We start from the raw sequence: 26,652 nt of genomic DNA, 5'->3' as shown, positions 1-26,652 counted from the left end.
TAGTTAGTTATATAGAAACCGAGGGTTGATAAAAAACTTTGCAAAACTATCACACTACACCAACAATCCTGTTATATACATTATTAGCAATCCTACGATGAAGCCTGCTATTATAGCCGCAGTGGGACTTTTTCCCTGGGAAGCTAATAATCTTGATCCGGATCTACCTGTTATTTCTCCCAAATCTACGCTTTCGGCTTTGTTAGTCTTACTACTTTCCCTCAATGACTTACTCATCCATACTGCAAGGGCGTAAACGACCTGAAATATTGCACCTGCTCCAATCGACAAGAATATGATTGAGGCCAAAGGAGAGTATACAAATCCACCGATCCATGTGCCTAAAATAGTAGGAATCCCTGCAATCAGTCCCATTGCAACTAATCGTCTTATCATTAACTTTCCTGTTTTTGCAAGGGGGGCAACGATAGCTAGGCCCTCTGTTGTATTATGGATTGTAAAGCCAATGATTAAAAAGGTACTAAGCGCTATTTCACCAAGTAAAACAGCTGCCCCTATTGCCAAACCCTCTCCGAAATTATGTAGGCCTATTCCGATTGCAACCATTAGCGATAGGGTAAGTGGCTTTATTAATTCGCGCTTATCAATCAATCGAGTTAGTTTTTCTTCTTCTTCTTCTTTCTTCTCTACTCTATTCTTCTCTTCCTCTTTTTGTGCTAAACCTATCATGTCATTTGAAAGCGGGTTTGTCAAGGATGATGATGAAACCCTAGTTTTAGATAGGGGATTAACGGAGGATTCTTGAAAATTATTTTGAGCATTTAAACGTCTTGTGTCATTCTGTTCTGTCTCCTCTTTTTCATATTCAAATGATAACTTTGACTCTGCTCTCTTGCCGAAATATTCTGAAAGATAGAATAGCCCAAGGAAAGTCGCGATGATTATAACTGGTATTAAAAGTTGGCCATTAAATGTTGCAGCTAGATTATTCGCGGCTATTTCGTTACTTTCTAAAAATGCATCAATACCCAAGAATACTAGCAATCCTGCGGTCAAACTCAGAAAGAAATTATACTGGTTTCTTGTTATTTTCCTCATAAACGGATACCATGCAAGTCCAATCAGAACTGGTATTACCCCTACGAATACTCCCAACATCGCGAATACTGAGAACTGATTGATGTTTGGAACCGGAGCAGGGGCAGCGGCATCGATAACCTTGCTAAATCTTGTTCCGTCAGAAGTAGTTATGCCCACTTCATAAGGTTCTGCTGTGTTCCAAAAAAAGGGTATTATGACTTTAGCTTCTGAAAGCCTGGGCAATACTTGAGAGGGTTCAATTGCGGCAGATTGTATCCTATCATTAATGTCTGCTTGAGAAATCATAACTTGCTCGGGGCCCGTATTGCGTATAAAAGCCACCACTTGATTCTCATGAAATTCTACTTTTTCTATTGTTACTTCTGGTAGAGGAACTCCAGTGTTTATCAGGTTTTGTCCAAATGGACTTGAAAGAAAATAAACCATCCCTGCTAAAATGATCAGTGGTGTAATTGCTAAGACCAATGATGCAATTTTTCTTCTTTTTCCTTTTGTTGACTTTGTATTTGTATTACTTGCATTGATACCAATAGCGGTTGGCTCTTCTGTATCTCTAATATCTTGCCTCTTTTGACCTTGTCCATCAGTATTGCCGAGAGTATTGGTGGATAATTTATTTTCATCATTCTTGCCAAACTCTTTTTCCTTGTCTACTTTTTCTAATTTCTTATCTTTCATTATCTATCTACTCCTTGGCTTGGCTTGAGTTTGTTCCGTACTGATAGGAAGAAATAACCTCATTTGGATTGGCTGTCTGTTGTTGGCTATTATGTAGTGAGTTGTTACTAAACTTATAGTCAGTGTAATTATATGTCATCTTGTTATTTTCTGAATCAGTATTCATTACACCGTTCTGACTAGAATTTGCTACCAGATAGGACTGATTCTTGGAAACAGATACATTAGTTGGGTTTTCTGCACTATTGCTCCTCAGATCAACCTCTTTTTTATCGTCTTGACTGTTGTCTACCACTTTGAACATACCCATCCATCCCTTTTCTGCAAATTCTGTTTTATGAGCGTGGAACATGTAATTTCCTGGATATTTGTATTTGAATTCTAAGATGCCTCTTTCTCCTTGACTCATAGTTACGATGTCATTAAGCTCAGCAGGAGTTTGACTAGTTCCACTTGGATAATAGTTAAACATGTTGGCGTGCAAATGAAAGTTGTTTATTGGATCAAACTCTAACATATTGACTAGGTAAATTCTTGTTAGCTCATCCTTTTTGATCTCTATCGGATTATGCATATAAAAATATGGGATTCCATTTACAGTGTAAAAGTTATTTTCCGTGTCAAAGTCAGTATCATAACCATTCATAACCATAACCATTTCATCTGCTGGAGGTCTTGGAGTCTTTGGATCAATAATCATGACGCCATAGAGTCCATGTGTTATGTGCTCCTCTAGTGGCGTCATGTGACAATGGTATGGATAAACTCCATATGGCTCAGCCGTAAATTCATATGTGAACTTGCCCTTTGGACCAACCATGTCAAAAACTCCATCCATCTCTGCTGGATGAATTCCGTGGGTGTGTAGTGAATGAGGTTTTGAACCGTTATTTATGAAATTGATCTTGATGTGATCACCTTCTGTAGCTCGAATTGTCGGGCCAGGTATTGTGCCGTTGTAAGTCCACACATTGTAAAAGACCCCCGGTGACACTTCTTTTATCTCCGAGTCAGAAGCAATCAGTGTGTATTCTCTTAGGGTGGTTCCATTGGCATATTTTGACACGTGTCCATAATTGAATTCATGTAAATATTGATTCGGATCTACCACTGCATTTTTGGAGTTGCCAGGAATAGAAATAGGATCTAGTATATCTCCAGTTGATCGGAAGACAGGATAGCCTGGCGTATGACTTCCAATCATTTTTCTATTGTCGGTCGAGTTTTGAGCATGGGTATCAAAAGATGGATTTGATGGGTTAAGTAGGTAGGCAGACATTATCAAAGCTATCGTAATAACCAAAATAATTGAAAAAAGGGGCAATGCCAATCGCCTAAAATTTTGCATAATCTATATTACTTTCCTAGGTTAATAAATGTTAACCTTGGTTAAGTTTTCAATGTTTGGGTTTAATCCATGAACCATTATTAACAATAAGTGGATCAACGCCTTTGAAAATCAAATGGAAATTCAGGTTTTACTTGCTTTAAGTGGTATTTTCTACCTTTATCTGTAACAATTTCAATCCTCTCGACCTTGATATCGGAGTAGGGCTGACGATCAATCCAAAGCAATCCATTAAAAGCATCTTAATCAATCAATATGTTTTAGTTTGTAAAGACAACTAATTACCAAAACTGGTTGTCATACTTTACTGAGACCCAAAAAAAATATCTAGTTTTAAATCATTTTAGACGGGCTGAATTTCTCTGATACTAAGATTCTTGAACTCAAAGGCTAAATTGTCTGCTCTAAAACTTGCTATAGGTCCTGAATTAGTTATGACGTAGTCCTTGGCCTTATTGCATTTTGCACTGTTAAATTCTTTATCTGAACTATTGGCAAACCAACCACCATCATCGGTGATCTCATTGACCTTTTTCCATACATTGTCATTATCATCATCAATAAATGATTCCATTTTGACACTGGTGTCACTATCCTGGTTGTACATTATCACCTTCCACCCAATCCATCTATCAAATAGAGGCTTTTCAGTTGCTTTAGCCGAACCTCTGGAATCAGTGTAGCCCCCGGTATGCCATATTTCCTTCTTCCAAGCTGCTTCCATGTTCATCACATCAATCCCCCCATTCAATGCGGTCCCCTCACAAGGATTTTGATTATTATGTGAGCCTCCACGTGCACGCCATGTAAAATCATGGGCCAGAGACTCAGAATCTCCACCATCAGTTCCTCCTTCGTCTTCTTGATTGGTATCATAAACTGATTTTATCTTAACATAGCCGGTCATCTCAATATTTTTCCATGGTTGTGCACTATCTGGAGTACCTATATTCATTCTTATCTGAGTATCATTAATAAACCAGGCTGGTTCATCTTCTGAATTCTTGACTATAGGAACATTTGATGTAATTGAGAATGCATCGTCATCAAGAGGATCTTGCATATTAATAAACCACTCTCTACCATCCTTTGCTGTGGGATAGATCTCATCAACTCCAAAAATATCTTTGCCTTCAGGAGTGATTATTTCCTGGGGCTCGGGTGGTTTCTCTCTCAATACAACTATCTCATAGTAATAGTAATATATTAGAATAATAGTTATGATTGTCAAACCCACTATCGCCAGGTGAGGTTTTCTTATAATCAACTATGATTTGTTATTTTGAACCATTTTTAAACTTTGGTACTTTACATTTATTTAGAAGTTAAAGCCTGATCTTTTGTCAAAGCTTGATTGGTACATCTTTTTCTTCTTGATTTTAATTGAATTGGAAACTTCTGTTATGCTGATATATATATATATTGAATCCTAACTAGGTGTAATACCCAAAAAAATCTAAAACCCTAACTTAATTAATAAACCAAATTGTATATTAATTAGCAATGCTCTACTTAGGTACCTTAGATGGATTTTAAAGGAGTATCGTAAAATGAAATCAGAAACCTTTTCACAATCTGATCCAAAGAGAAAAATATTGTATTATCTGAAAGTCATGAAACAAGCAGGATTAAAGGACTTGTCAAAGGTTATGAAGATTTCTAGAATGGCCGTACACAAGCATTTGAGTGATTTACAAGATAGAGGCTTGGTTGAAAGTGTGGAAATTCGTAAAGGTGTAGGGAGACCCACAATGCAATATTCATTATCAAGTACTGGTAAAACTGCATTTCCAAGATCTTATGGTGAAATAGCAACACATGCTTTGGACTATTTAGAAAAAAAGATGGGTAAGGATGCAGTAGAGTCTGTATTGCGGGAACGTCAAAAGGAGTTATTAGAAAAATATAGTGTACGTATGAAGGATATGAAATTCAATGAAAGAGTAAAAGAATTAGCAAGAATCAGGGATGAAGAAGGCTATATCGCTGAATCCAAAAAAGACAGAAAACGCAATTCTCATACTCTGTTGGAATATAATTGTCCAATAATAATGATAGCGGAAAAACATTGGGAGGCCTGCTCTATTGAAACAGAATTATTTGAATATATACTTGATGCTAATGTAGAGGTTACTCATAGAGCAGCCAAAGGAGATTCAATCTGTAAGTTCTTGATTAAAGAAAAGAGTGATTTCCTTTAATATTTGTTAGAGGTACTTATCCAGAATCTGTATTTTCTAATTTATATAATTTGTAAACTATTATATTTATAAATTACCATGACGAATAGTATGTGTGAATAAAACAAATTATACTTTTCAGATCGTCCCAGGTGGTATTTACTAGAGATGATGACCTTAAAGGTTTTAGGTGTTGGATCTAGCATGAGGCAAGATTCCTTTAGTACAGAAACTTTAAAGATCATATTAAACAATGTAAACAAAAATGGCGGGGATACAAGGTTACTGAATCTCTATTCAAATCCTTTGCCTATGTATACTGCAGAATACAACGAAAAATTAAGTGGGATTAAACACGCTGTTGAATTAGTTAACTGGGCTGACGCTTTAGTCCTTGCAACACCCGACTATCATGGTTCAATGGCAGGATCACTGAAAAACTTTTTAGATTACTTTTGGGCAGAGTTTGCCGGAAAGACTTTTGGGTACCTTTGCTCTTCGCATGAAAAAGGTTTGACAGTAATGGATCAGATGAGAACGGCTATAAGGCAGTGCTATGGTTGGAGTTTACCATATGGGATATCTATAAACTCGAATCAGGATTTTAATGCGGACCGCGAGATCATAAATGTACAGTTGCTCGGTAGACTTGAAAGTTTTGCAAGAGACTTGGTAGTGTATGGCGGCCTAATTAGTAATCAATTCAAAAAGGATTTGGATTCAACAATACAGAATTCATATGCAGTACATTACAGAAAGTAAAGGTGGTGGAGTATTGACCCCACACGATCAAGATCAAAGTTATTTTGAAATAATTCCCTAGTAATAGGCTAAGATGATCAATAACCAAATTTTTTGATATTTACTAGTAGCAGGTTACAATTTGTGATTCTTGATACAATGGGTTAACTCCCCTAAAACATAAACCGGATTGTGACCTTTTCTTCTAATAAATCCAAAAAAATAAATGATGACAATAATTTATTTTGCATTGAAAATTTTTTTTAGTAGTAATATCCCCAAGTAATAAGGAATATTGAAAAATGCTGCTAATGCAGCGATCTCAGTACCAAAGAATTGTTGAGCAAACACAACTATCAAAATATTGTTAATATATATCATTGAAATCATTGTTGATATTCTATCATCCTTTGATAAGCCCATTATCCTGGAGATACCATATCCTGTTAGTCCATAATACCCAAATAATATAAACGCCAAAAATATGTTTTCTACAGTTCCTAAGAAATTGGAAAAAAAGAAATAGGAATATTTGGCAAAAATCCCCAGGTTGATAAGAAAAATGAAAACAAGTGAGAGGTTTAGTGATTGTTTATTGACTAGATCCGTAAGTTTGGGAGAAATTTTTTTTAAAAGCTGACTTGCTATCAAAGGCAGCATTAATGCTACCAATAAAAGCACAACCATGTCGAAAATAGGGATTGTAAAGTTGCTGCTAAAAAAAAGAAATATTAAACTTGGTAACACAAATGGAACAGATAGTGAGGTTGCTATTATTAGACCTACTACTATTGGCAATCTGCCCCCAACAAAGTTTACAACAAAAGGTGATCCAAGCCCTGTAGATATGCCCGATAGTAAAAACACTGACAACATTAAATTTGTACTTATAGGAACAATGGTAAGCGAAAAGATGTTCATTATCGCGTACAATCCGACTGGAATTAACACCAGTTTCACTATTGTAAGTATTATAAGCTTCTTCGGATGTGAAAATACTGTATAAAGTTCTGACAGGTTCATGTTGATTAGATTGAACAAAAGTAAAAGTCCAAGCCACAACAACAAATACGGTTCCACTACGATTCCTATATTTGGGAATAATAATCCTAATATTGTCGAAAATAGAACTGACAAGCCCAAGTAGTAAAAAGTGTTATTAGGATTCGGTACGTGCATCTTACATATCAGCCTATTACCGTCAAATAAATTGATATTGAATAAGAAAGGTAAGACGTCGCAACTACATAGAGCAATTCTGCATCCCTTTCATGTGTTTCTTAGTAATATTCGTATTCCCTCTCCAAGTATTCATTTTTTTAAAATAAATATCAATTTTTGAAGAATGGCGATGAAAAATTTTTGCTGGTTCATGGAAGTTACACCAAAAGGATACTATTACATGAAAAACCAAATTTATTTTCGAGTCGCCAGAAGTGTTACTACTACAGTAACTTTAAATGTCCGGTCAATTTATCTAATTTTGTCGAATAATCTGGACCGAATCCACAGCATGTCATGGTATTAGGCTCTATCTGTGTTTTTCCAGCATCTCTTATCACTGTAGTAATGATACCGTATGCTTGAGCCTTTTTTATTATATCTATTAGTTCTTTTTCTGATTGGATCTTCAATACTGCTTTTTTTTGACCACCGTAGTTAAACCAATTAGCAACATGGTCTGGGTTCTGCCACACAACGGAACTACATGCATGTCCTACCTGGCCAGCAATTTTTCCGACACCCATTCCGAGATCTTTTCTTACTACAACGACGTATTTTATGTCGTCACTGCTGTTCAATAATCTTAAAAATGAGAATGAATCATATAAATTAAACAAATTGGTAAGTATGGATACTCTGGAGAGTCCTCTAAACCCATCAATCTAAATCTTAATTATGTTCGTTTCTTTGCTATATTTATAATAGATTAATGCAATTAATGTTCTCTTGTTTAGCTATTCGAATGTCTACAAAAGATCGCATCAAATTACAAATAACAATTTAGTTGAAAAGAGCATAAATTACGAGGGTTAGTTACGATTTTACGAACTAACATGTTCTTTCTAAAGGTGGTCCTTCTGTGAAGAACCACCAATGTTATCCAGAATATTCGTCAACTTAGATGATGTAAGGAGATGAAGTCCCAATCAATTCAAGTTTAATTAGTCGCTTAATTTCCATCTGATGTCGTTTTCTTATTTATTATAAAGCTAATCTTACCGTTAGATTCCAGACGGGCGTACTTAATTTCCCTTGCATTTTCTAAACCGCTTAATCTCATTTCGGCCTCAAATTCTGCCATATCCATCTTAGCCCTTTTTAGACCTTCATTAACAATCGATCCATGTTCTACTAGCAAGATTGGTTTAGGTTCTATGGATTCTCTAAATCGCCTACTCTTCAAGGTCAAATAGTCAATTACTTTAAAGAATATTACCGCAATGATGACTGCAGCCATCGCTTGCGGGATAGATATTTCTTTATAAATCATAGGATCGCCAATTGCTGACCCCAGACCCACTACGATTAATAATCCAAAAGGAGATAACTGGCCTATACCTTTTCCACCCAGCCATTTAACGATAACAAAAACCAAGGTTGCGATTATTGCAGTCCTTATGATTACCGATAAAATGGAAGATGGGTCAGGAATTAGAGCGTCATGTATCACAATGTAAGGAGAAGCTCCAGCATCAGCATTCTGCCCACCATTATCTATCCCAGATTCCTGTGATTCAGATGATGTTTCGGATGATACGTTATTTAGCATTAGTTGTTCTGAAATACTATTGTCGATTGTACCATTGTTACTATTGTTTTCTTCTACCTCCAGTAAGCTTGAGTTCTCCCTAGTTTTTGTTTTAAGGGACAAAGAATCTTGTTCTAATGCTGCGTTTAGTTTGACTGAAAGATCATTAACCTGATATACAAGATATCCAAAAATTACTATCATTATTGCAAGCGGTATGACTGTTATCATCCATATTCTTGAATTATTTATCAATCTATAAAGTTGGTATGCTTGCATATATGTTAATGTTAGTAACCACAATCAAATAGTACATTCCAAAGGGTTACAAGAATTAGTTAAATGTGATAAAAAAATTTGATAATAATATTTCAATCCTACTCTATTAGGAGCAGTCTTCTAAATATTAACCTGGTAAACTGGAATAGTTATGCGTACTCCTGTACCCTGTATACCTAATTTCATTTCTTAATGTAAAAAGTATACATTGATATTTTCATAAAGATACAAATTGGTCCAGTAACGTTATTCGATTGTCTTTAACATGAATCTTCATTAATAGGAATTCAGAAAATTAATGAGAGTGAGTTTACTTTCATGACATTCTTGACATTTGCAAAAAGCGGATCATTAAAATAAATTTTTTGTAAAGACAGCTGGACAGGATGTAACTCGATACTTGGTTTCTTATAACCTTTGTAGATTAAGATTTTATAGATGCAAGATAACAAACCCATCGGAATTACCTTCGTATCTGAAAATTTTTCCAATTCTATCGATTCATTTTGGATTATAATCAAACCTGAAATCCTGATAAACCCATTTGACTTTATTAGTGTTGAAAATGTCCAGAACACAAAAACTATTGGAATGATCAAAGAACTAAAGAGAATCTACATAGACAGCGAAACTTTTTCTAGAAATTACTATCCGACTCAGATCAATTTACTTTTAAACTCGGATGAAAAGTTGAGCGGTGGCCTGACAGTTGCAAAGATTGATGTAATTGCTAACCTTCAATTAATTAGTTTTAAAGAAGATATTTCTTCTAATACTTCTAGCCCTAACAAAATACCTTCAAAATCAAAAAATTGGAACATCAATATGCCTGTTCAAGAAGGCAAACTTGTAACTTTTGCTACTGTAGAGGATGTCATTTCATCTCTTGGGATCCCTGAAATGGAACATCCTATTCCCGCAGGCGTGATCTCGATGACTAACAATACTAAAATCCCAATTGACTTGGATGTAACTTACATTTTTGGACCTGATACCACTCATGTTAACGCCACGGGAATTTCAGGGAACATGAAGACCAGTTATCTCTTATTCTTGTTACAGGTCCTTCATCAAAAACTATTAGAGGAAGGTATTTCTATAATTCTACTTAATACCAAAGAAAAAGATCTTTTATACATAGATAAAGAAAGAGAGGAAACTTATGCTAGCGAGGATAAAGAAGAACTGGACATCCTTGGTTTGAATTTAACTCCGTTTAACAATGTAAAATATTTTCTCCCAAGGGGAGTAGATGGTAAACCAAATTCAGCACATATTCCTGAGAAAAACTACTTCACATATTCTTTTGAATTATCCGATGTCTATGATCGGCTGGAATTGTTATTTTCCTCTGAATCAACTCTGGACCCTCAACATAATATTTCCTCAATCCTAAATTACATTTACGAATTATGGCCCAACTTGGACCAAAGGGGTGGTGACAAGGGAAATCCTCAGAAAATTGCAAACTGGACGGACTTGATCAATTTTAGTGAATTCCCAGAAGAAATCGTTACCCATAAGACTACATTACTAAAGTTTCAGGGTATGATCCAAAAATATAGGAAGCCATCTACTCTATTTGTAGACAAAAAAGTAACAAGTAGATATCTTGGTAGGGAAATTAAAAAAATGAATAAGAATGAAGTGTTTGTGATAGATATTGCTAGGCTGCCTACGTTAGATGAGCAAGCGTTTGTAGTGGGAGATGTAATGAAAACGATAAACGAGATGTACTCGCTTGGCCATGCTAATAATCCTGATGACGAATACGATAGTGTGGGTAGCGGAGATGAAATTGATGATCAAAAAGAGATTACAAAAAAAGAATTGACAAAAAAACCAAAATATATTGTAATCTTTATTGATGAAATTAACAGATTTTTGCCACGGGGAGAATCAGGTAATATGGATCTCAGAATGTCGATGTCTAATCGTTCGGCTGTTGCAGAAGAACTGTTAAAGATTTTGATCACTGGCAAGTCTAGACACTGCATACTTTTCTCTGCACAGCAATTCAAAAGTCAAATTGATCAGAGCATTAATGAAAATACTGGGTTACATGTTATCACCAAGTTGGGCTTATCCGAGCTTTCTACAAATCCATATTCAATGGTAGATGACACTACCAAATCGGTTATCAGCAAACTACACAGAGGTGAGTTTATCTTGGTACATCCTGCCTTTAGACATCCTATTAAAATTGCTATACCCAAACCTACATTCAAAAAACCATGACTCTCACTGACTAGAATTCATCACTAGTAATTGTTATGATAATTGTTTAAGGGGATTCAATCAATTTGCAGAATATGATTTTCATCTCTTTCTCTTTGTGAAAGTATTTAACGTTATATTTCAAAATATTAAATAAGATATAGGATATGAGATTTGTTCAAATATCTGACTTGCACATTGGTGGTTTATTTAAAAAAGATACTTTTGATACTTTGGTGGATGAGATTAATAATGATTTAAAACCTGATGTCATTATTATATCAGGGGATTTAACTGATGACGGATTATTCTTTCAGTTCGAACAGGCCCAACAAGAAATAAAAAAATTCACATGCAAGAATCTGATAATATTTCCAGGAAACCATGACTATAGACACACTGGCTATCTTTTATTTAGACAATTCTTTCCTGTTTCTGCACCGAGTGGTTCACGGGTTTACAAGTATAATAATCCGAAGAACAAGAACCAAACAGTAATAGTTACTACGGTAGGAACTGCAAGAGCAGATAGAGATGAAGGTGAAGTTGGATTTAGACAAAACCTATGGTTAAACAAGATTCTAAGAAAATATCACATTCCCAAACCTAAAGCGGATCTGAAACACCAACAGGGTCAGCAGCAGTCTCAAAATAGGACTAAAGCAATAATAAAGATTGTTGCAATGCATCACCATTTGATTGCCATACCTGATACAGGCTATACAAATGTAGTGGGAATATCTGACGCAGGTGATGTTTTAAGAACATGTCTGGCTAATGATGTCGATATTGTTATCTGCGGTCACAAGCACAGGCCTTGGATCTGGGATTTAGGTACAATGAAAATAGCTTATGCCGGCACAGCTTGTTCTTGGAGATATAGAGGGGTTTTTGAGGATACCTATAATATTATCGATATAGACTCGAATGGCAAAATCGAAATAGATATCAAAATAGTTGGGGGAAAAAGAATGCCATTGTATGAGGTAGTTAATCAATATAATCCTGAGGATAGGGTAACTCGAATTGCCGATATGATGTCACCAGATTAAATGATAGTTAAATTATCATCTAGAATTATCAATACCAGATAGGTTTAGAATCGGGTTATTTTAAATTATGAAGCCAAAATAGAGTACGCATACAATCGGTTTTGCATTTTTTTTGAAACTACTTTTGGTTGACTTGTGAGTCTAAAAGTGTTTTATCCCGATCTTTGTTTGAGGGTTGAGAATTAAGTATCTTTTTTGTATGAACTGCTTGAATCAGCTCTTTGAAACATTAAATACGTATAAGACTACTAGTCTTTCTTTATTCCCATGAAAGTAATGCTTTGTTTTTGAGGGAACAAAAATACAAGAACCTTTTCTTATTTCATGATTCTTCTCTAATATATTGATTAATCCTTTACCTTCCATAACGAAATAGAGTTCGTCTTCTGAATGAGGTCCCTGTGTGTCCTTCTGACCTGGATTGAGTCTAAGCACTCCCACTTCAAAACTGTTATTGTGTAAAACATCCAAGGAACATGATGAATTGCCTTTTTTGTTAAGCTCTAATAGCATTGAATCAAGATCAAAAATATTATCCATGTCCTCCTACAGTAATTCCTAAATTAGTTTGTTCCCTTGCGGTTATGTTGGACCTAATGATGCAGGTTTGATGAATGTACCGTTTAATTTTTGGATAAAACCTGGAGCATGTGCGATTTAGTTCAACCCCTACTTGAAATTTATTTGAAAAATAGTAGTAATTTTAACTGCATTGTAGGATCTAGATTATGATATGTATCAACTGAAATAGTAATATTACGTGTTAAGACGATCGCTGTGAGGGGTTCCCGTGTTTTTGTTTCAGTTTAATACTGGAATTATATATTTACTATTATGTGCGTGTTGTTTCAGGATCGCGAGCAGGCTGGACACGAGATAGCTAAAGAATTAGAAGAGATACTGAAAAAAAGTCAAATAGATTTGTCTAATACTGCAAATGAGGTAATTATTTTAGCTATCCCACGAGGAGGTATCATATTAGGTAACATAATAGCAAATCATTTCCGATGCAATTTGGATGTGGTCGTTACTAGAAAGATAAGGGCAGAATTCAATGAGGAATTCGCAGTCGGAGCGATGATGCCAGACTGCAGCTATTTTTTAAATGAAGGCATTATACGACTTTTTAACATTTCCCAAGCTTATTTAAAAAAGGAAATAGATTTTCAAAAAAAGGAAATAAGGAGACGCCTTATAGAATTTAGAGGCGATATTTCTTATCATGATAAATTTGAGAAAAGAGTTGTTGTGCTTGTTGATGACGGAATAGCTACAGGATCCACCATAATCGCTTCCGCAGAATGGGTAAAGAACAATTGTAATTGCAAGCAGCTTGTTGTTGCAGTACCTGTAGCTCCTGCCAGAGATGAAACTGTGAATAGGCTTGCTAACATAGCTGACAATGTTTTAATTTTGCATATGGAAGAGGCTTTTTCTGCCGTGGGTCAATTTTACAGACATTTTGATCAGGTGAGTGACGAGACTGTAAAGAAAATCATGATTAAGCAGCACTCTTACGATTGAGCCATATTTTGATCCTAAAGGAGGTCAAAAATACCTCTAAAAGTGCCAAAAACATGTTATCTATATTTTCAAGAGGACTGAAATATCAAATTTTGAATATTAAGAGGGCAGGAAAATTAGGATCTATTGTAGTCATATTCTTCCTAGTTCTTGCTAAATCATTCTCAATCTTGAAGGATATTAGAGAATTGGTACCAAAAGATTAACACCTTACCCATCCTCTTCAGCCTAATACTTTAAAAATATTCTGAGGAGGTCCAAGAAATTTCTAAACAAATCTTTTCTTCAACCTTTCTGCGATAGATATCGGGTGACCAGATTAGTTTCTTACAAAAGAGAGGTTGAATTCTATGCTTTACTCGATTCGATAGATACTAATTTTCAGGTTGCATTTTTACTAGGCAAATTAGTATCGAAGGATTCAAATTCACCACTAGGTGCTGAAAACTCTCAAGCTGTTACTAAATGGTATTAATTAATATGATATTCTGTAACTATTTTCAAATAATGAATCAATTTTATAATCTTATAATTTGATTCTACAAGGTAAGAATTCCTATCCCATTCTTCGTTTATGAACCTAAATTGTATAATATCTCCAATTAACAAAATTTCCGGTTTCTGGTATAACGTTGTCAATCATGAAGAGAATTATGACATATGACTTTTGATCACCCATTCTTTAATACCTGTCATAGTTAAATGTGTATCATGTCAATTATTGAATAAATTTCTAATGTAAAACCTGATTCTGTTATTGCTAAAAAATGTTGAAATCTAAATGATATTTCGTTTAAGGGAAAAGTTTTTTAACTATATGACATTGTTTTAAAATATGGTAAGATGTTGGGCAGAATATGAAATACTAAAGACAAAGTATGTTCAGGCACTAAACAAAAATTATATCATTATACATAGAACAGCAAAAGAAGATCACCAATCAAGTGGATTGTATTATATTGACGTTGATTTTCATGAATTAGAACCTGAGGGCAAATTGTCTAATTACCTTCATGAATATGGTAATGCAAATCTCAACCCTATAATTGAATATAAATCTCCTACCAAGTTAACTATGTGGGATGCATTAGGAACCCCACTTTCGTTAGCAGTTTCGTATGTGCTAAAAGACGATCCTGCAGATTCCAAAGTCTTGTTAAAGGTCTTGACTGTTTCTGGCGAATGGGCTACTTGTCAAGAAGATGTATTGAAAAATACTCCAAAGGTTCATTCTTTAGATATGATTTCTCCTCCTTGTAATTATAGCAGAGTGTATGTTCTCTATAGTACTGACTGCGGATTAGATGGCGGACATCATTAGATTGTAGCAATATCTCCACACTATTAATTGATGTGACATGCCAAATCATGGTTTTTACTGTAATACCGATTATTACAATAAACCTCCTTCTAAAAGTGATAAATCATTAATAAGGCAAATCAAATTAGAAGAATCAAAAAAAAAATCCCTAACAAAATATAGATTTATCCGTAACCTGCCATTATATGATATACCAATCGTTTTTCATATAATTTATCATGAGGATATTGAAAAAATTAAGAAATCACAAATTTTAAAGCAATTTGATTCACTGAACAAAGATTTTAGAAATAAAAACATTGACAATGTTCTATTTTCTAAATTCCCAAAAGAAAAAGCTCTTGCTACCGATTCAAAGTTGAATTTTATCTTTCCCAAAAATGATCCAAGCGGCAATCCAACTGATGGGATTACCTTTACTCATACAAGTAATGAGTTCTTTGAATCTTTTACCGAATCAGGTTCCTACTCACTAGAGGAACAACCTGTAAAATCTACTGAATCGGGTGGTCATGATGCCTGGAATACTGCAAAATATCTAAACGTATGGGTTTGTAAGTTATCCTCGCCTGGTGGTTATGCTCAATACCCACGTAAAAACAGATATGGGGATCTGGTATCGACAGATGGGGTCGTAATTGATTATAGATATTTTGGCATGGGAAAAACAACGCAGCCTGGTAGAGATAAGGGCAAAACTTTGACTCACGAGGTGGGTCATTGGCTCGGGTTATATCATTTGTGGGGTCCATCTGATAGCCCAGAATGTGAAGCAGATGAACTCTGCGATTATACTGGGGATGAGATTTGTGATACTCCTCCACAAATCGGAGCCCAATGCGGATCTCCAATAGGTTACTCAAGTGAACAAAAATGTCCTGGCTGCCCAGATCCAATAGCATTGAACTTTATGGATGGTTGGGATGATGAATATGCATTAATGTTCACCAGGGACCAAGTTGCAAGAATGCGCGGGTATTTAGAAAAATTAAGGCCGACCATAATAAGCTAAATGTTTTGATGATGATGCGACCTAGCGTATGAGAATGTTTAAAAATAGTCTAGCTTTTTTGCTCTGTATTTACCATCATTATTCTAACCATTTTTTCAATTTATTAATTTGTTCTTTCAAACTGTAAAATAGTACTATTTAGTTTGGCTAGTGACTTTTTTATCTAGTATCTCAAATATAGTAATAATAAAGGTTTTAAAATGAGCGTACTTTACTGTGATTATCAATAGTCTATATAATACAGGTTCAGAACTATTTAGATCTACTTTGGAGTAAAAAAGTTTAAACTATAAAACTCTCGATCTTTGTTATTGGTAAAAAATAATATATCTATGCTTTTTTTAGCTCTTCTACTAATTCATTAATATAATCCCTTACCTCCTCCTCAGATAAGGAGGGCGGGACGGAAGTATCATCCATCTGTTTTGCTCCAACGTCCATTATTGCTGGTATTGTACTGTCCATTTCTTTTTGCCATTGAGCAGAGCCGATATCATATAAGAATGTAGATGCTTTTTCCCTGACAATTTTTCGTGCATTTTCAAGCAAGGTCTTATCATATGCCATTGAAGAGGCAATACTGAGCAGTCCTACTAAGACTAAAAATGATGAAATGGATAAGAGTGAAATTGTGATAAGTCCAAAGGGAGGATATGGAATAACCTGAACAAGTGATATTTGATTACTGCTAAAAAGTAACATTACTCCTGTAGCACAGATCAGTAGAAAATATTTCAGTTTTTGACCATCGATTTTCAATGATATTATTATAAAAGCCAGTGCGAAGAAAAATCCTCCAATTTGTTTAGCACCCCCTAGAACAATTTGTACAATCAATAACAAATGAGGGCTGAAAACTAAAACATGATTAAATATAGCTGATCTTATGATGTCTATATTTCCTATATAATAAATCAATGGCAATACAGCTAATAACCAGAACTTCCATCTTCCTATTTTTCGAGAATAATGGTACATTAGTAGACAAGTCCCAACCCAAGTAATGCTAAATGAAATAATTGATGTTAATTTATAAAAGTCAGTAAAAGATAATATTTTAAGACTAATTGAATCCCAAGGATTGGTGATAAAGGTGATTTTCTGTGGTCTATCATCGAGTTGAAAATATAATATAAGAATGCTGCCAATTTCATTGATCATAAATACGGAGAAAGCGATGAAATATACCAGCATTACTATGCTGTGATTTCTTTTGAACCATGAAAAAAGGTAATAGATCAGTATACCCATATTAGCCAGGGCAAAGAAATAATTTGAAAATATTATGGATTTGTAGATAATAGTATCATATGCACCTTGCAGCATAATTTGAACTACCAAGTATGCAAATAGAATAATACTGATTAGCATAAAAAAGATTAACAAAACCTGAAAAGTGAATAAAGATCTGGTTATCGTCTTTTCGAATAAGGAGTATCTTTTTCTTATAGAATAAAATATTACAAGTTGAATCGCGATAGCGAAAACTAATAGCAAAGTAAACGTCAAGAGATTTGACAAAGAATGGCGTTCCAAAATAGAATTGAGGAAATTGCTCATAATTATGTTGTCAATAAATGACAAAACCAGCAGTATTATCCCACAAATAACAATAAAATGGGTTGATTTTGGAATTGTCAACTATATGTGGTTAAGGATATCAAAAAGATAAACCTTTGATTGACTTTAGAATTTCAATTGTAATAGAAAAGGATATAACAAAAGTGACCATAGTATTGGATTATGTATGAAACGTATCTAGTAAAAACAACTTTCGTTTTAATCATGCTTATTATGTCAATTAACAGTCAAACTAGTCATGCTGCCCCGACTAATAGTTCCAACTTGATTTATTCTAAAGATTCTCATCCATATGGAACTTCATACTCTGAATGGATGAGTAAATGGTGGCAATGGCATGTTTCCCTTCCAAATAAAGTCAATGAGCAAGATCCATCTAATCTGAGCCAAATTCATCCACGAGAATCTTATTCGCCTGAGAAGTGCGCTTGGAATCAAACTAACAAAGACGTCTGGTTCCTTTCAGATGGAAGAAGTCTAGGGCTGTCTGATTTTGCAGATGCAGAAATAAGGAAATGTACTGTACCTCAGGACAAAGCACTTTTAGTTCAAATTTATGGCGGTGGATGCGACTTTAGCGAAGGACTGAAAACAGACGAGGAATTGAGGGATTGTGTCAATATAGGTTTAGATACAGTAAAGTTTACTGCTAAAGTAGACGGTGTTGAAGTTATGAGTTCAGAAAATAGGGCTGATTTCCTTCATAATCCCTTTTTATATAACATAACGTATACGGATGACAATATTTATGATGTATCACCCGGAACATACAGAGCTATGGCTAATGGATATTTTCTATTCTTGAAACCGCTAGATATTGGTAATCATATGATTGAATTTAACGAGGCCTATTTCAAACCAGGATCTGAAGGACAACCATCTCCTGAAAATCGACTTTCAAACGTAGTTTATGATGTAACTGTTAAGTAAATTATACCTGCTAAACAGGCCATATTTGAAAGTTTAGCAAATGTCTATTTACCTACTATTGATCTTTTAAATTTTAGTAGGTTATTTGTAATTATTGGGTTTCTTTACCAATAATATTAAATAGTATTATGATCATTGCTATTTATGACGAATTCGATAAATTGGACCTTGTTTGCATATATGGCTGGAGACGGAGGATTAAGTGATGACGGAGTGGGAGATCTTGAAGAAATGGAAATTACTGGTACTGTGAAAAATACGAGATGTTTGATAGAATTTGACTCATCGGGGCCCCAATATGATGGGTATGAGGGAACAATTCGATATTTGATACCTGAAAAAAACAACGTAACAAATAAGGCAAACAGAGTTGTTTTGGAAAGACTAAAAGAGAAAGATTCTGGAGATCCGCAAACATTGACTGATGCTCTCAAATGGGCAACTACTGAATATCCTTCTTCCAATTACTTAGTAACAATATGGAATCACGGAAGTGGATGGAGGGATGATAGAAGTCGATTGCCTATTTCAACCCTAAAGAGGAGGATAAGCGGTAGAAGTAAAACTGTGTTTAAACATGAGACCGTCATTGAAAGTTCACCAAAAATGCGTTATATAGCTATTGATGAATCTTCTGGGAATTTTTTGGACATGTTAGAATTGTCTTATGCAATCAAACAATCTGGTTTTTCCGAACATAATAAGATAGGTATTCTTGGATTTGATGCATGCCTCATGAATATGTTAGAAGTGGCATATGAGGTTAAGCCGTATACTAGGGTTATTGTGGGTTCGGAAGAATTGGAGCCAACTACGGGTTGGCCATATGCAATTGATTTAAAATCTTTGAACAATTCATCTGACAATCCAAAAGATTTGGCCAAGGATTTAGTAAAAAACTATTATGACTTCTACAATTCACCACCTTATAATACTGATGAATATTGGCCCATAACTCAGTCAGCCTTAGATATGGAACATATTGAAGAACTAGCTTCAAACTATGATAATTTTGCCAACAAATTAAGAAAACTACTTGAAACCAATAAAGATGATACCGTAGCGAAACTTAGAAGAATCAGACAAAATGTCCAAGTATATGCACCCAAGAATGATTTTGACGATTACGTAGATGCAGGTCACTTTCTGTTACTATGTAAAAAGTTTTTAGATATAGACGAAAATACAACTAAAATGACCATCACTAGTTTAAAAAGAGTAGTCATTTCAAATGTACACTTAGGAGAAGCCATCAAAAATTCTAATGGAATTACGATTTGGTTTCCTGAGAATACCCATAAATATGAGACTCACTTAACCCCATACAAAAAACTTTCATTTACAAAAAAATATAGTGAATGGAATAAATTATTGAAATTATTTTATTCGAGTGAAAGAATTGAATAATTCTAAAATTATTTTTTCATTAGACAATAATCAATTTTTTTTAATTTGGGATTCATTGGACAAAATGAAGATCTTTTATATGCATGATTTTGCTTCATAATGACTATGTATTAGCTTTAAACATGATAGTCCCAGCACAAATACTTATGATTTACAAATAATACTAAACGAATCGTTATGAAGTTAATTACACCTGATATTCTAAAATATTCATTTAGTGTGTGAAATTATTGAGCTTCATTACCTATATTGATTATCATAATAGTTAAAATCATATAGGCCGAGGTCCGAAATTTGGATATTAGGTAATTTTATACTTTTTTACGAATTCAGAAAATAGAGGATAGTAAGCCCTTGTCTTCTGATAATGTGCATTCACAAATAGACATCCTGCTAGAACCAAAAACGGTATTTGAATAAGAGGATCTAATTTCAAATCATTAATGACAATATGATAAAAAATAATTGCTTCTAACAACAAAAAAACAATTCCGGTAGAAATACTAAAATCATACTCTGCTTCGGCGAGCTCTAGTTCGGATTTTTCCTCTACACTGAGTAATGTTTTAAGTCTAGCGTATCTGCGAACTGTTTTTTTCAATTCTTCCTTAGCACTGTCATCCTTATCACCAATTATTGCACTTCTGATATATGGTAAGCTTCTATGAAACTGGGTTATAGTGTACCCTAATGTAGGACCTGCGACAACAAAAACTAAAGCTGTAATTATGTCCTTATCTAAGCTTGATATTTTGTCAAATTCAAATAATAAAATATATAAAACTACAAGAACATATCCAGGCAAATATTTTCCTATAAAATCGGATCTATTTAAAAAAGATGGCAAGTCCACCAATTTAATACTTTACCTCATTTGTGTATGGTAAATCATCATTAGGTTGAATCATGCTAAATCTAATGTTCTAGTTCCTTTATTTTAAGATCTAGTTCCTTTATTTTAAGATCTAGTTCCTTTATTTTAAGATCTAGTTCCTTTATTTTAAGATCTAGTTCCTTTATTTTAAGATCTAGTTTGGATTCTAACTTTTCTGAATTACTCTTAATATTTGATATTTCTTCGGACACTTCATTGTCATACAAGCCTTCATCGTCGCTCGTATAGGTTATTGGAGATAGTTTATGTTTCTGGAGATTGAATGAGATCTTGTGTCCGGTGGTGCTTTTATTCGCACTATCTTCAAAGTCGGGAGTCGGTATTGGATATGAAGTCGCTATTCCCACAATACCAAGAATACTTATTTACTTATATCTTTTTCTTATTTTCATAAATTTTCATAGGGTTTTTCAACAAACATTCATCTGATGCTTCTCTCCTGGAAATAATGATAAGATTAGGAGGCAATTATTTAATCCCATTTTATAATACAAATATTAGCATTGTTCCAGTCGCTCGACACCTGGGGATGAAGACTATGTCACATTCGACTTTGGTTGAGATCTTGTTTCCTAATCTAAATAACTATTCAATTTAATCGCTCCAATTAATTGTGTTGTCCGTTACGAATTTTATAACATAAAAATTGCTAGCAGCCACAGAAGTAAGTAAAAAACAAATTTCGACTAAACCTCATCCTATGAGGGGTAGCTTGGACATTGAATATGCGTCCATATCCAAGATGGTCAGATTTGCTTTAACTGAATCTTTGTTTAGACTAATCAATTGTTTGCTAATATGGTCATGACAATTTTGGCAATAAACAAGGCACTGGTATTACCTTCGAAAAAGGCCAGTTATTTGGAAATAGTGCATTCAAATCAATATAACTAAGACATGAGAATGTATGGAATGAACTTCTGAAATGAAATGATTCTCATTGGCTAATATTTGTATGTCTTTGATTTGAGGGGTCGTAGAATGCTGCTTTAACATCCGGCGAGTTATCGATATGTATTATATAGTTAATGTATATTTTAGTGATTTTTCTAATAAAGGCAAATTTGGTGAGTGGTGATCGGCTAGTGTTTTACTGTGATTAAGATTTGAAACATACATGGTTAGGAACAGTAAAAAAATGATAACTAACTTATACACATAGTTTGTTTTTTCAATACCTATTGATTGCCGTATTTTAGTGCAATACTTTTTTGACTTCACTTATTTATTTAAAGAAAATTACTATTCCGAGTTTGATAACAGATAATTTGCCTGTATAGTGACTCGTATTATCAAAAATGAAAAAAGGTAGATGCTAGGATAGCTATGTTTATAAGAATTATTTGTTTTTAGTTCTTGTTAAGAAATTAGGATGTTTTTTTGTCATCCAACCTTCCATTCAGTACGAATCTTGCTCCTGTTGAATTTGCCAAAGCATGACCAATTCCTTGGTAACCGTAAATTTCATTGGTAATGTTATTTGGATTTGAGGCATCTTCAAATTATTGCACTTCTTATGGAGGAATTTATTGGACCAGGGTGCCAAATATGCCAAAGACTGGTTCCGTTCTATTGGATAATTATTCTTGGTAAATTCCAGCGTTCTCATGATATAAAATAGCTGCTTCAAGCGGAGAATCGAGGTTACTAATTGGAGCTGATTGAGATGTTTATACGCGGCTAAAACACTATCCATCTGCCTCAATCTTTTCATTCACATTAGATAATGTCTAGATAATTCGTCGCATGTTTGAAGAAAATCTGCTTTTGGATTGAGATCCAATTGGCCAGTTTGATAGTATATACCCATGGTTCAATTGACTTGTCACGTATTGTAGAAAAAGCGTTTTTTTTCTTGAAAGTATTAAAGTACGATCTATAATAGCTATGATAGAATTTGATGATATTGAAAAAGAAATAGGATGAGATTTTCTACATTTCTTTGAAATATAAGGGATATAAGAAATAAAGCAGGATGTAATCAAAATATAAATAACTGGATAGATAATATGCTATCATCACATAATTCTAATCGATATTCTTAAACAAATCCATCGAAGATTGTCTTGGTAACATTAACCAGGAGATCAAAATGATAGGAAAATCTTTGGTCCTCACCCTTATGAATCTAGTTGATTTATTGAAATAGGATTTGCAATTAAAGATTTTTAATGTCATCGTATTTTTTCTAACTTTTCTTCAGTTTTCCTTTCACCTTGCTCTATCAACTCCCTAATTGTGGTACTAGAAAAATCACTATTCTTTAGGATCGAAGGCGATTCGATTTCACTTCTAATTATTCTGGTAACAGATTTAATTTCTGCACCATAATTTTCAATCAAGTCTTTATACTCACTTCGGATATCATTTCTTTCCTCCTTGCTTAGTGTGGAATGATCAACTTGCTTGTCAAATATATCATATAGTTTCTCAATTAGTTTAATATGTCTAGTAACTAATCTTGCATTTTTTATGCTTTCAATATCTTTATCACAAAATAAAATGTCCTTGTATCTATTTACCACTTCTATGAAATTGGAAGGAAGACTGTCAATTCTTTGTGGATAGTTTTCAACAATAAAAATATTCTTGTCATTTCGTGGAGACACATAGAGTACCTCTCTTATTGGAGTATTGCTAAGTAAGCTTCCATCCCATGCTTTAATATCATTTCCTAAATCAACCCAAGGAAATCCATATATTGGATATCCTGAACTTGCTAGAATGTGTTCTGGTTTTATTTTCATCAATGTATTATCAAAAATAAGTGGCTTGGCAGTCATAACATCCACTGCTGTGATAATTAATCTCAATACAGAACGCAACTCTTCTTTTGTTGCTGCAAGATTTAATTTTCCATAATCAATGTATTTCTCTAGAGTCCCTACTAAAGGGGAGTGGTCATAAATAAATGTCCAGTTTCTAGGATCAAAATACTGTTCTTCCAGCCCACCCATCATGCCATGAAAGTTTTTACTAGTATTCCACCACTGCCATCTTGGGATAAACATTTTGGGAACTCCAAAAAAGGCCGCATTTGCAGAAGCGGATGAAATGGTCTTAGGCACATAAGTTCTGGCTCTACTGTTCCACCCATATACCCATAAATCTGGAATGATTTCAATGCTGCTTTCACCAATTTCAAGCCAAAAATCTTCAAGGTCTTTTTCTGGATGCCCGGATTTACTTCCAACTATTAGGGCTGCGTTGACTGCACCTATAGAAGTACCTGCAACTATGTCAATCTGAACCTTATGTTTTACCAATGCCTTAAACACGCCGCAAGCGAAAGCCCCTAGAGAGCCACCCCCTTGCATGACAAGAACATTTTCTATATTTCTAGATTCTTTGTGTCTTGTAGTACTGGCCTCTTTTATAGTATAACTCATCAGTATATCTTAATTTGCAAGATAGCTTATTTAGGTAAGTCATAAAAGCTTTGAATATACTAGAAAAAATGAGCGGAGCACTCTTTCGCCGCTCTATTTTAGTTTCCATCTTTTGTATATTGTTGAAAATTCAAATATTTCTTATTGGTTCTATTTTTGCAGATATATCAAGAAAAGACCATCATTATATCCTTTTTTATTTCATTGACTTTGTATGAATTGATCAATTTTTGTAATTTTTCCTACCTGAGATACCAAAGAATCAAGGCTATGAGGGGCTTTACCTTTATTGGAATATTCTATTTTTTTAAATTTGTCGCCTACCCGTACAGAAATTACAGTCTTAGTTTCTTGGGATTCTGGACCAGCCGGTGATAAATACTTGTCCTTTAAAGAAAAAAAATAAATCATGTTAAATTTATCGACTATTTCTGCTACCAAATCCTGGGAGATCTTAAGGGTATGTTTACCCCCATTTTTTACGTTCGCTGTTCCCTTAAATTCGACTGTACCGTTGGTGGTTATTTTTAGAGAATAACTAGGATCAATGTTATCGTGTGATTCTTTCTCTATTGCTATTTCAACATTGTCCAATCTGTTAGACTAGTCTTTGCTTTGCTACTTATTTAACTTTGAGTAATTTTCATAGCAACTAATCCTTATTTTATCTATATACACCATATCTTTGGCGTTACTCATCCTGGCGCTTCTTGCCGAGATCGGAACGACGCTAATCACAATCTCCTTTGTAGTTTTCAATATTTTTTTTATTGGTTCGGTTGCAATCATTGATTTGTAAGCGGGGGTCAGGTCATGTTCTGTTCTTGAGTCAAAAGTTCTTCGCGGCTTTATGTCACAATGCCCTGCATCACCATAGCATCCGCCATGTCCGAAAATATAATAGGATCCAGCATAACCATTATCAAGGTTTAATTCGGTTTTCTCATCTGCTTTTGGATTATTGAGGAATACCCTTCCCTCATATGATGGTCCGGAGATGTCAATACCAAAAAATTCAATATCTGCTCTATAAAATTCAGTCTCTTCTTTGATCCAATTCAGTTTGATGCGTGGGCTAGAAAAAATATTGCCGACCTTTCTACCACTCAAGCTATCCATTTTTTTATTATTCCTCTTCTTGTTGCTTTTACTCATCTTGTTCACCCTGTTACCACCTCGGCACTTGCGGTGGCGTAGTCATATCCTAAATCATAAATATTAAGAACATCTTTTACCGTATAATTAAAAGGCGGAAGAGGAAGATCTAATATGTTACTTGGCATTGTTGAGTTTCCATGCCGTAATTGCCAAATCCACCATATTCTATCTATGTTGCAGTGATGAGCATGAAAAATAGGGTCAAACCCCGCGGTTATGACGTCCGCCATTGACCCTCCACACCAAACATGAATTCTGTCATGATAATCCTCCAGCTTGTCACTGAATATTCCAAAATCTTCCTCTTCATATAGTGAGTCTACAATTGAAGGTTCCGGTAATTCAGAAGGAGGACTCGGATCTCGGAAAGAATCTTCATCTAAAGTAATGTTCGGTAAACCTGGAACAGAAGACCTAGGTACAAATATGCGAAAACTAGATAACGGATTCTTTTTGCGGTTTATTGTCAGTGCACTATATGACTTTGGAATGCCTTCTCTGTGAGAGAGCGGGGAACTAGGATCCCACCAAGGTTGAGAAACTTGTGTATTGGAATCTCGTAGATGGTCCTCTAAATATTTTAAATAAGCTCGATGCCATGGTAAAAAAAGCCTGGCCCTTAAGACCGTTCTATCATTTCGTTGATGGTGCCAGCAATAGAAATCAGGAGCTCCATGAAATCCTGCGATATGGTTGTAACCTCTGTTGTCTCTTATTGCCATAAATTTTTCCATAGCATTTCTAAATTCTAGTAATTCATTAGGAAGATAATTGCTGATATTCTTTCTTATAATTACTACGCTATTGTTGCTTGACAATGAACTGTTATTTATTAAATAATATAAAAGATTTTGCAATACTAATGACAATGTATGGATATTATTGTATTAATCCATCAACATCTTGTCTTATAAGCGTCGGATCTCAAGATCATAAACTCCCATAATTACATTCAACGTTTTCAAGATTCTTTGAAAATGAAAACACATTTTGTTTATTAAAATTTCATTTATTACTAATGACCTTAAACTTATCGAGCCTGTACCCATATAGGAAGACATGTATATTGATTTATCTTCACCTTTTGCTGATTTAAAACATAGAATTCTTGTTGCAGTGAATTTTA

23 protein-coding genes and 1 pseudogene are annotated in these 26,652 nt (G+C 34.4%); 10 read left to right on the top strand and 14 right to left on the bottom strand.

The genetic code is table 11. From position 1 onward, the window contains the following. Nucleotides 1–54 precede the first annotated feature (54 nt). The 3 genes and pseudogenes from NMY3_RS17115 to NMY3_RS14230 form a co-directional block, all read right to left on the bottom strand. Nucleotides 55–1,119, bottom strand: coding sequence for a ZIP family metal transporter (locus NMY3_RS17115; RefSeq protein WP_425319412.1), 1,065 nt, complete (start codon nucleotides 1,117–1,119; stop codon nucleotides 55–57). Nucleotides 1,120–2,002: 883 nt separating this feature from the next. Further along, nucleotides 2,003–3,088: pseudogene (locus NMY3_RS14235) on the bottom strand (multicopper oxidase domain-containing protein); the annotation flags it as partial. 343 nt (nucleotides 3,089–3,431) lie between these two features. Continuing rightward, nucleotides 3,432–4,355 (bottom strand): hypothetical protein, encoded by a 924-nt coding sequence (locus tag NMY3_RS14230; protein ID WP_231100106.1) that lies wholly within the window; start codon nucleotides 4,353–4,355, stop codon nucleotides 3,432–3,434. Between the two features lie 283 nt (nucleotides 4,356–4,638). Between NMY3_RS14230 and NMY3_RS14225 the strand changes: the two genes are divergently transcribed. After that, complete coding sequence (locus NMY3_RS14225; RefSeq protein ID WP_196816477.1) at nucleotides 4,639–5,289, top strand: helix-turn-helix transcriptional regulator; 651 nt, start codon at nucleotides 4,639–4,641, stop codon at nucleotides 5,287–5,289. Nucleotides 5,290–5,439: 150 nt separating this feature from the next. Beyond that, complete coding sequence (locus tag NMY3_RS14220) at nucleotides 5,440–6,030, top strand: NADPH-dependent FMN reductase (RefSeq protein WP_196816476.1); 591 nt, start codon at nucleotides 5,440–5,442, stop codon at nucleotides 6,028–6,030. A 219-nt stretch (nucleotides 6,031–6,249) separates the two neighbouring features. Here NMY3_RS14220 and NMY3_RS14215 read toward each other — a convergent pair whose 3' ends face one another. From NMY3_RS14215 to NMY3_RS14205, 3 genes are all read right to left on the bottom strand, one after another. Then, nucleotides 6,250–7,188 carry a bile acid:sodium symporter family protein gene (locus NMY3_RS14215; RefSeq protein WP_196816475.1) on the bottom strand — a complete coding sequence of 313 codons (939 nt, stop codon included), beginning with the start codon at nucleotides 7,186–7,188 and terminating at the stop codon, nucleotides 6,250–6,252. Nucleotides 7,189–7,454: 266 nt separating this feature from the next. Next, nucleotides 7,455–7,811 carry an aminoacyl-tRNA hydrolase gene (gene pth2 / locus NMY3_RS14210; RefSeq protein ID WP_196816474.1) on the bottom strand — a complete coding sequence of 119 codons (357 nt, stop codon included), beginning with the start codon at nucleotides 7,809–7,811 and terminating at the stop codon, nucleotides 7,455–7,457. A 371-nt stretch (nucleotides 7,812–8,182) separates the two neighbouring features. After that, entirely contained in the window at nucleotides 8,183–9,016 is an 834-nt protein-coding gene (locus NMY3_RS14205; protein WP_196816473.1) for a DUF421 domain-containing protein, read from the bottom strand. A gap of 462 nt (nucleotides 9,017–9,478) precedes the next feature. Between NMY3_RS14205 and NMY3_RS14200 the strand changes: the two genes are divergently transcribed. Both NMY3_RS14200 and NMY3_RS14195 read left to right on the top strand, forming a co-directional pair. Continuing rightward, a complete protein-coding gene (locus tag NMY3_RS14200; protein WP_196816472.1) occupies nucleotides 9,479–11,278 on the top strand; it encodes an ATP-binding protein in 1,800 nt (599 codons plus the stop codon). A gap of 146 nt (nucleotides 11,279–11,424) precedes the next feature. Continuing rightward, on the top strand, nucleotides 11,425–12,309 hold the full coding sequence (locus tag NMY3_RS14195; protein ID WP_196816471.1) for a metallophosphoesterase family protein: 885 nt from the start codon (nucleotides 11,425–11,427) through the stop codon (nucleotides 12,307–12,309). A gap of 213 nt (nucleotides 12,310–12,522) precedes the next feature. Here the strand turns inward: NMY3_RS14195 and NMY3_RS14190 are convergent, their stop codons facing one another. Further along, a complete protein-coding gene (locus NMY3_RS14190; RefSeq protein ID WP_196816470.1) occupies nucleotides 12,523–12,849 on the bottom strand; it encodes a cupin domain-containing protein in 327 nt (108 codons plus the stop codon). A gap of 294 nt (nucleotides 12,850–13,143) precedes the next feature. Between NMY3_RS14190 and NMY3_RS14185 the strand changes: the two genes are divergently transcribed. From NMY3_RS14185 to NMY3_RS14170, 4 genes are all read left to right on the top strand, one after another. Next, nucleotides 13,144–13,833: a phosphoribosyltransferase gene (locus NMY3_RS14185; protein WP_196816469.1), complete on the top strand. Its 690-nt coding sequence runs from the start codon at nucleotides 13,144–13,146 to the stop codon at nucleotides 13,831–13,833. Nucleotides 13,834–14,143: 310 nt separating this feature from the next. Further along, a complete protein-coding gene (locus NMY3_RS14180; protein WP_196816468.1) occupies nucleotides 14,144–14,308 on the top strand; it encodes a hypothetical protein in 165 nt (54 codons plus the stop codon). 360 nt (nucleotides 14,309–14,668) lie between these two features. Beyond that, nucleotides 14,669–15,154 carry a hypothetical protein gene (locus tag NMY3_RS14175; protein WP_196816467.1) on the top strand — a complete coding sequence of 162 codons (486 nt, stop codon included), beginning with the start codon at nucleotides 14,669–14,671 and terminating at the stop codon, nucleotides 15,152–15,154. A 37-nt stretch (nucleotides 15,155–15,191) separates the two neighbouring features. Then, entirely contained in the window at nucleotides 15,192–16,166 is a 975-nt protein-coding gene (locus NMY3_RS14170) for a M43 family zinc metalloprotease (protein WP_196816466.1), read from the top strand. A 330-nt stretch (nucleotides 16,167–16,496) separates the two neighbouring features. Here NMY3_RS14170 and NMY3_RS14165 read toward each other — a convergent pair whose 3' ends face one another. Continuing rightward, complete coding sequence (locus tag NMY3_RS14165) at nucleotides 16,497–17,537, bottom strand: hypothetical protein (protein ID WP_196816465.1); 1,041 nt, start codon at nucleotides 17,535–17,537, stop codon at nucleotides 16,497–16,499. A 423-nt stretch (nucleotides 17,538–17,960) separates the two neighbouring features. Between NMY3_RS14165 and NMY3_RS14160 the strand changes: the two genes are divergently transcribed. Together NMY3_RS14160 and NMY3_RS14155 are read left to right on the top strand one after the other, a co-directional pair. Beyond that, entirely contained in the window at nucleotides 17,961–18,677 is a 717-nt protein-coding gene (locus NMY3_RS14160; protein ID WP_196816464.1) for a hypothetical protein, read from the top strand. Between the two features lie 144 nt (nucleotides 18,678–18,821). Continuing rightward, nucleotides 18,822–20,084 (top strand): clostripain-related cysteine peptidase, encoded by a 1,263-nt coding sequence (locus NMY3_RS14155; protein ID WP_196816463.1) that lies wholly within the window; start codon nucleotides 18,822–18,824, stop codon nucleotides 20,082–20,084. 301 nt (nucleotides 20,085–20,385) lie between these two features. Here NMY3_RS14155 and NMY3_RS14150 read toward each other — a convergent pair whose 3' ends face one another. From NMY3_RS14150 to NMY3_RS14125, 6 genes are all read right to left on the bottom strand, one after another. Next, nucleotides 20,386–20,940, bottom strand: coding sequence for a hypothetical protein (locus NMY3_RS14150; RefSeq protein WP_196816462.1), 555 nt, complete (start codon nucleotides 20,938–20,940; stop codon nucleotides 20,386–20,388). Nucleotides 20,941–20,999: 59 nt separating this feature from the next. Beyond that, nucleotides 21,000–21,326 carry a hypothetical protein gene (locus tag NMY3_RS14145; protein WP_196816461.1) on the bottom strand — a complete coding sequence of 109 codons (327 nt, stop codon included), beginning with the start codon at nucleotides 21,324–21,326 and terminating at the stop codon, nucleotides 21,000–21,002. A gap of 1,827 nt (nucleotides 21,327–23,153) precedes the next feature. After that, complete coding sequence (locus NMY3_RS14140; RefSeq protein ID WP_196816460.1) at nucleotides 23,154–24,368, bottom strand: patatin-like phospholipase family protein; 1,215 nt, start codon at nucleotides 24,366–24,368, stop codon at nucleotides 23,154–23,156. 201 nt (nucleotides 24,369–24,569) lie between these two features. Beyond that, the gene (locus tag NMY3_RS14135; protein ID WP_196816459.1) at nucleotides 24,570–24,962 is read right to left on the bottom strand and encodes a DUF6438 domain-containing protein; all 393 of its coding nucleotides are present in this window, start codon (nucleotides 24,960–24,962) and stop codon (nucleotides 24,570–24,572) included. A gap of 24 nt (nucleotides 24,963–24,986) precedes the next feature. Then, nucleotides 24,987–25,523 (bottom strand): hypothetical protein, encoded by a 537-nt coding sequence (locus tag NMY3_RS14130; protein WP_196816458.1) that lies wholly within the window; start codon nucleotides 25,521–25,523, stop codon nucleotides 24,987–24,989. 5 nt (nucleotides 25,524–25,528) lie between these two features. Next, nucleotides 25,529–26,344 (bottom strand): tyrosinase family protein, encoded by an 816-nt coding sequence (locus tag NMY3_RS14125; protein ID WP_196816457.1) that lies wholly within the window; start codon nucleotides 26,342–26,344, stop codon nucleotides 25,529–25,531. Nucleotides 26,345–26,652: the final 308 nt, after the last annotated feature.

The organism is Candidatus Nitrosocosmicus oleophilus, assembly GCF_000802205.1.
GTDB lineage: Archaea > Thermoproteota > Nitrososphaeria > Nitrososphaerales > Nitrososphaeraceae > Nitrosocosmicus > Nitrosocosmicus oleophilus.
The sequence above is the reverse complement of the archived record's forward strand: the minus strand, read 5'-3'. Positions and strand labels throughout refer to the sequence as shown.